The sequence below is a fragment of the Paenibacillus darwinianus genome (assembly GCF_000598065.1).
Taxonomy (GTDB): domain Bacteria; phylum Bacillota; class Bacilli; order Paenibacillales; family Paenibacillaceae; genus Paenibacillus_I; species Paenibacillus_I darwinianus.
Map to the genome: position 1 here is coordinate 1 of NZ_KK082150.1, position 5,787 is coordinate 5,787.

The window sequence follows — 5,787 nt, forward strand, 5'->3', positions numbered from 1 at the left end:
GGGCGGATAGCCTGCGATATGCAGGTTATCCGGACGCCGAAAGCTGCTACTTAGCCGAGCGCCGGCATGCACCAAAAAAGCCGCAAAGCCGAGGCTCGCACACTGGCGGCTCCCGGCTTTGCGGCTTTTCACTTATTCCTGCGCGGACGTATCGGTCGCGCCGCCACCCCGCAGAGCGGTCATCTGCTGCCAGACGGAGCCGGCGGCTTCCTCGCCGCGCTCGATCCGCTCAAGGGCGATCTGCGCCTGCAGCCGCACCTCGAATTCGTCGTCGCCGGCTGCGGCGCGCAGCGCCTCAAGCGTCGATTCGTCGCCCGCTTCGTACAGGAAGCGGGCCGCGCGCCAGCGAACCAGCTTGTTCGGGTCGCGCAGCGCCTCAATCATCGGGCCGATCGCGGCGGGGTCGCCCAGATCGGACAGCGTGTCGCCGGCCGTCCGGCGCACGGCGGCCGTGCGGTCCTTCAGCGCCGCGAACAGATGCGGCAGCGCCTCGGGACTGCGCAGATCGCCCAGATAGACGACCGCCAGCCTCCGGACGGAGGCGTTGTCGTCGGCCAGCGCGCGGGCGATCAGGGGCAGCAGCCGCAGCTCGGGCTGCGTCCGCTCGAGCGCCGCGTACCGGACGCGCCAGTCCGGCGCGTCCAACGCTTCGGCGAGCTCCTCCGCCGTAAGCGGCCGCGGCCGGGCCGCCGGCACGGGCGCAGCCCCGCTCTTGCCGGGTCCCATTGCCTTCGCTGCCGACACCAGCTCGGCGAGCCGCTCGGCGGTGTACGCCGCCGCCAGCTCCTGCGCCACCTCCGCGGCGATCTCATCCGGCTCGCCGTAACGCACGCCGTACTCTTCCAGCCTCCGCTCCATAATCATCGTCCCGCCGGCGGCTTCCCGAACCGCCGCCCCGAACTGCTCCGGCAGCGCGGCGCGCGCCTCCGTATCGCCCAGGCGAACCCGCACCTGCATCGGAATGCCGCGGTACATTTGAACGAGCACGTGCGCTTCGCCGAAGCCCTCGCCCTCGCCGCCGACTCCGCCAGGACCCGAAGCGGCGCCGCCTCCTTCGGCCTCCGCCGCGTCGAACAGCCGTCTCGCCTCGCCCAGAATCCGCTGCCAGTCGGCGCCCGGCTTTCGGTCCAGGGCGATGAAATCGGCCGTGCGGAACACGCCCCGCACCCCCTCAATCCCCAGCAGACCGCGCAGCGGCTCGGGAGCCTCATCCCGGCGTTCAAGCGTATACGAGGCGCGGCGCCCGGAAGGCCACCGCTCATCCACATTCAATTTCATCGAATTCGGACTGGGCGTCGGTTCGATCGACAACAATTTCATAACCGGTACCTCCTTGTATATATTATTGCATCCGCCATCACGTCCGTACGCCGCACATATCTGTGCTCCACATTCGCACTGTACTTCATCCACACGCATACTTGTATTACATCCACACCCACATCTTTACAGAATTAAATTAGAATTTCCCAAGCGTCCCCTCCTTATTGCGCGAGAGGGGAATGAATATTCGAAACGGTCAATCAGTGAACCGAACAAGCAGCGGCATCGGGTATATTTCCAATGTTAACATCAAAGGATATTAAAGCCAATCTTCCATCCGCAGTAAGGAATCCATTGATTCGAGATGCACGAAGCGTCCATCCGAACTATTCGATTGGCGGCAACTTCGTCACCTTCCATGTCGCGGGTGGATGAAAGGCACGACGGCCCGTCATCCGCCCCGTATTACCTAAGCGAACAACGCCTGCTCGCAAGCGGGAAGCTTGGGCTATTGAAAGTGGTCGAAAGGCCAGCCAAACGGTATGCGCCAATTTCAGTAGGCGTGCCGAGTAGGACAAGCAACCGGGATGCGGCAACGGGAGTCGACATCGGATTGAACTGCGCTGCACGGAAGACCAAAATTACAAAATCAGCCGGAGCAACAACTGTTTCATCAAGGTTCGCACAGGATACTTCCGCTTCTACAAGCGGGGGAGGAATGTGCGTCAGGCGCTAGCCTGAATGCTATTTTTTGGTATGCTTTACCTCCCAAGCATGCTATAATCAGACAAGAAGGGAGGGGAACATATGATCGTAACAGTGACGGCGAAAATTAAAATCAAGCCTGATGAAAGCCAAATCCAAAGTTTGCTGGCAACGATCCGAGCTTATCGCCAAGGCTGCAATTTCGTATCTTCGGTTGTGTATGGCACCCGCGAATTAAAGCTGCCTGCCCTGCACCAGATCACCTATCGCAATCTTCGCAGTAAGATTGGCCTGCGATCCCAAATGGCTCAATCCGTCATGAAAACCGTCATGGCCAGATACAAGACGAATCAGAGCAACGGTCACGATTGGGTACAAGTGCAGTTCAAGAAACCGGAATACGACCTCGTCTGGAACAGGGATTATTCGCTGACTGCGAATCGGTTTTCCGTGAACACGCTCCAGGGACGCATCAAAATCAGCTATGAAGCCAAGGGTATGGAACAATACTTCGATGGCTCTTGGATGTTCGGAACAGCAAAGCTTGTCCACAAGCGTGGGAAGTGGTTCCTGCACATTCCGATGTCCAAAGAAGTGTCCCTGCCAAAGCCAGAGGATGTGAAGCAAATCGCAGGTGTCGATTTGGGAATCAACTTTGTTGCGGCGGTCTATGACAACGAGGGTGCCACCACTTTTTTTCCGGGCAGAGCGATGAAACGCAAACGAGCGAACTACAAACGATTGCGCCGGCAGCTGCAAAGAAAGCAAACCCCCTCCGCGCGCCGCAGGCTCAAACAAATCGGGCAACGAGAAACCCGTTGGATGACCGATGTGAACCATCAGGTCAGTAAGGCACTCGTTGCCCGGTATGGTGCGAATACGCTGTTTGTGCTCGAAGATTTGAAGGGTGTTCGTCAAGCGACGGAGAAGGCCAGGGTCAAAGACCGCTATGTGGCGGTATCCTGGGCGTTCCACCAACTGCGCAAGATGGTGGAGTACAAGGCGCAGCTTGCGGGATCGATAGTCATTGCGGTGAGTCCGGCGCACACCTCGCAGGCCTGCCCCAAATGCGGACGCACCGCCAAGGCGAACCGCAATAAACGCAAGCACCATTTTTGTTGCAAAACATGCGGTTACCAAAGCAACGATGACCGTATTGCCGCGATGAATCTTACGGCCCAAGGCCAAAAATACCTTTGCGAAGGTGCAGGCGCAGCATGACTGTGCTTGCAGGGCAGCTGTCAATCTGCCCATCGGTAGGCGTAGGCTTACGGTGGATGTGACACCACGTCCCTTATGGACGCCAAAAGATCGGAGTCGAAAGACGCTGCACGATCGGGTAGTCACAAGCTCCCGCTTTAAACGATAGTTAAGTGGGAGTCATTGACTGCTCCACATAACCGTTTACATTTGCGGTGAAGGTGTTCAATTGGTATCTTAGATCGTATAGAGACCTCAGGAGGGACTTCAGATGCCGAAAGACCGGTTTGCCAACCTGGACTTCGTCTATACGGAGAAGACGCTGACCCATTTCAACCGTTGGCGCCAGGAACGAGCCCGCAAGCTGCGGGAGAAAGATTACTCGTACATCGTTCCCACCGTGACGCCCGACCTCACATACCTTCACCACAACCGCACCGAGCCGACGATCTCATGGATCGGCCATTCGACCTTTCTGCTGCAGCATTCGGGACTCAACATCGTCACCGACCCGGTATGGACCACCCAGATGGGCGTCCATAAGCGGATGAGCACGCCGGGCGTTCCGATCGACGACATGCCGCCGGTCGACGTCGTGCTCGTCTCGCATTCGCATTACGATCACCTGAGCATTACGTCGCTGCGCCGTTTGCACGGACCCAAGACATTGCTGGTCCCGGCGGGGCTGAAGCAGAAGCTTCAGTTGAAAGGCTTCATGCGCGTCAAAGAGCTGCATTGGTGGGAATCGTGCGTCGTGCGCGGCGTGAAGTTCACGTTCGTGCCCGCCCAGCATTGGAGCCGCCGCACGCCGTGGGACATGAACCGTTCGCATTGGGGCGGTTGGGTCATTGAATCGACCGCGGCGCACGAGGCTGCCTTGCATGAGGCCGAACATGCGGTGCAGCATGCGACCGGGCACGTGCCGGACACACAGACCGAATCGCACAACGGCCGTCCCGTCGTTTCCCAAAACCACTCGCCGACCGTCTATTTTGCCGGAGACAGCGGTTATTTTCGCGGCTTTTGCGACATCGGCAAACGGTTCTCGATCGACGTCGCGATGATGCCGATCGGCGCGTACGAGCCGGAGCATTTCATGGGTCCGCAGCACGTCACGCCCGAGCAGGCGCTGCAGGCTTTTCTCGATACGGGGGCCAATTGGTTCGTGCCGATGCACTACGGTTCGTTCAAGCTGGCCGATGATACGCCGCGCGAGGCGCTCGACCGGCTGGAATCCGGCAGGCGCAGCCTCGGCATCGATCCGAAGCGCCTCGTCATGCTGCCGCACGGCGAAACGTGGAAGCTGAGCGGCAAATAAGCCAATTCGGCGCAAAAGGAAGCCAAACCGCGCCCTGGCGCATGGCCTCTTATAACGCTATACTGTATGGGTAACGACTCTTAGGGGAGGCCTATTATACCCATGTCATCATCGATCCGTTTGGGCATTGTCGGGGCGGGGGCCATCGGCAACGTCCATATGAACACGTTCGGACGCATTCCGGGCGTATACCTCGCAGGCGTAACGGACGCCTATCTGCCGCAAGCCGAGCAGCGTGCCAAGGAGCATACGATCTCGGTCGTCTATCAAAGCCCGCAGCATATGTTCGAAGATCCGGCCATCGATGCGGTCGTCATCGGTGTTCCGAACAAATATCATGCGCCGCTTGCCGTCGAAGCGTTGAAGCACGGCAAGCACGTCTTGCTGGAGAAGCCGATGGCCAACGACGCCGAATCGGCGAGAACGATTTTGCAGGCGAAGGAAGAGTCGGGCAAGGTGCTGATGATGGCGCATCAGATGCGCTGGAGCGGCATCGCCCGCGCGCTCAAGCACCACATCGACAAGGGAGAGCTCGGCCGGATTTACAACGCGAAGACCGGCTGGTTCCGCAAGAAAGGCATTCCGGGCTGGGGCTCCTGGTTTACCCGCATGGAGGAGTCCGGCGGCGGACCGCTGATCGATATCGGCGTGCATATGCTCGACCTGACGCTGTACTTGATGGGCAACCCGAAGCCGGTATCAGTGTTCGGCACGACCTACGCCGAGTTCGGCCCGCAGCGCAAAGGCATCGGAACATGGGGCACGCCGAACTGGGACGGGTATTACGACGTTGAGGATTTGGCGACCGCGCTGATCAAAATGGACAACGGCTCCACGCTCTCGCTCGAAGTCAGCTGGGCGGCGCATTCGGCCGGACTTCCGGAGGAGCCGTTCGTTAACCTGATGGGGACCGAGGCCGGCATTTCGCTGGTCGGCGAGAAGGCGACGTTCGTGACGCACGCCTTCGATCAGGTGATCGAGAGCGAAATCAAGCCGCTTGAAGGCGAGGAAGACCGGACGATGCTGAGCAAGCATTTTGTGGAATGCATCCGCGAGAACAAGGAGCCGATTACTTCCGCACTGTCCGGCTATACGAACAACCGCATTCTGAGCGCCATCTACCAATCGTCCCGCACCGGCCATGAAGTGAAGCTGGACTGGAACTGACTTGACCGCGGCCAGCGCTCTCAAGCCGGATGCGAACCGACACCTCACGCACACCGAATGCCCGCCGTCTCCGGCGGGCGTTTTCTGCTGCCTGCGGGCGCGCGGAAACTTTCGAGGCGAGCGCCTTCACCGGA

4 protein-coding genes are annotated in these 5,787 nt (G+C 59.5%); 3 read left to right on the top strand and 1 reads right to left on the bottom strand.

The window, feature by feature from the left end; all coding sequences use genetic code 11:
- Positions 1-132: 132 nt before the first annotated feature.
- Positions 133-1,320, bottom strand: coding sequence for a conserved virulence factor C family protein (locus tag BG52_RS06700; RefSeq protein ID WP_036667003.1), 1,188 nt, complete (start codon positions 1,318-1,320; stop codon positions 133-135).
- A 750-nt stretch (positions 1,321-2,070) separates the two neighbouring features.
- Between BG52_RS06700 and BG52_RS06705 the strand changes: the two genes are divergently transcribed.
- The 3 genes from BG52_RS06705 (at position 2,071) to BG52_RS06715 (ending at position 5,653) form a co-directional block, all read left to right on the top strand.
- Positions 2,071-3,189 (top strand): RNA-guided endonuclease InsQ/TnpB family protein, encoded by a 1,119-nt coding sequence (locus BG52_RS06705; RefSeq protein WP_036582935.1) that lies wholly within the window; start codon positions 2,071-2,073, stop codon positions 3,187-3,189.
- Between the two features lie 250 nt (positions 3,190-3,439).
- Positions 3,440-4,486: an MBL fold metallo-hydrolase gene (locus BG52_RS06710; protein ID WP_036582937.1), complete on the top strand. Its 1,047-nt coding sequence runs from the start codon at positions 3,440-3,442 to the stop codon at positions 4,484-4,486.
- A 102-nt stretch (positions 4,487-4,588) separates the two neighbouring features.
- On the top strand, positions 4,589-5,653 hold the full coding sequence (locus BG52_RS06715; protein ID WP_036582940.1) for a Gfo/Idh/MocA family protein: 1,065 nt from the start codon (positions 4,589-4,591) through the stop codon (positions 5,651-5,653).
- Positions 5,654-5,787 lie beyond the last annotated feature (134 nt).

Bases quoted from the DNA above. Each gene is read 5' to 3' on its own strand.
- BG52_RS06700 (WP_036667003.1), bottom strand. From the start codon at position 1,320: ATGAAATTGTTGTCGATCGAACCGACGCCCAGTCCGAATTCGATGAAA.
- BG52_RS06710 (WP_036582937.1), top strand. From the start codon at position 3,440: ATGCCGAAAGACCGGTTTGCCAACCTGGACTTCGTCTATACGGAGAAG.
- BG52_RS06705 (WP_036582935.1), top strand. From the start codon at position 2,071: ATGATCGTAACAGTGACGGCGAAAATTAAAATCAAGCCTGATGAAAGC.
- BG52_RS06715 (WP_036582940.1), top strand. From the start codon at position 4,589: ATGTCATCATCGATCCGTTTGGGCATTGTCGGGGCGGGGGCCATCGGC.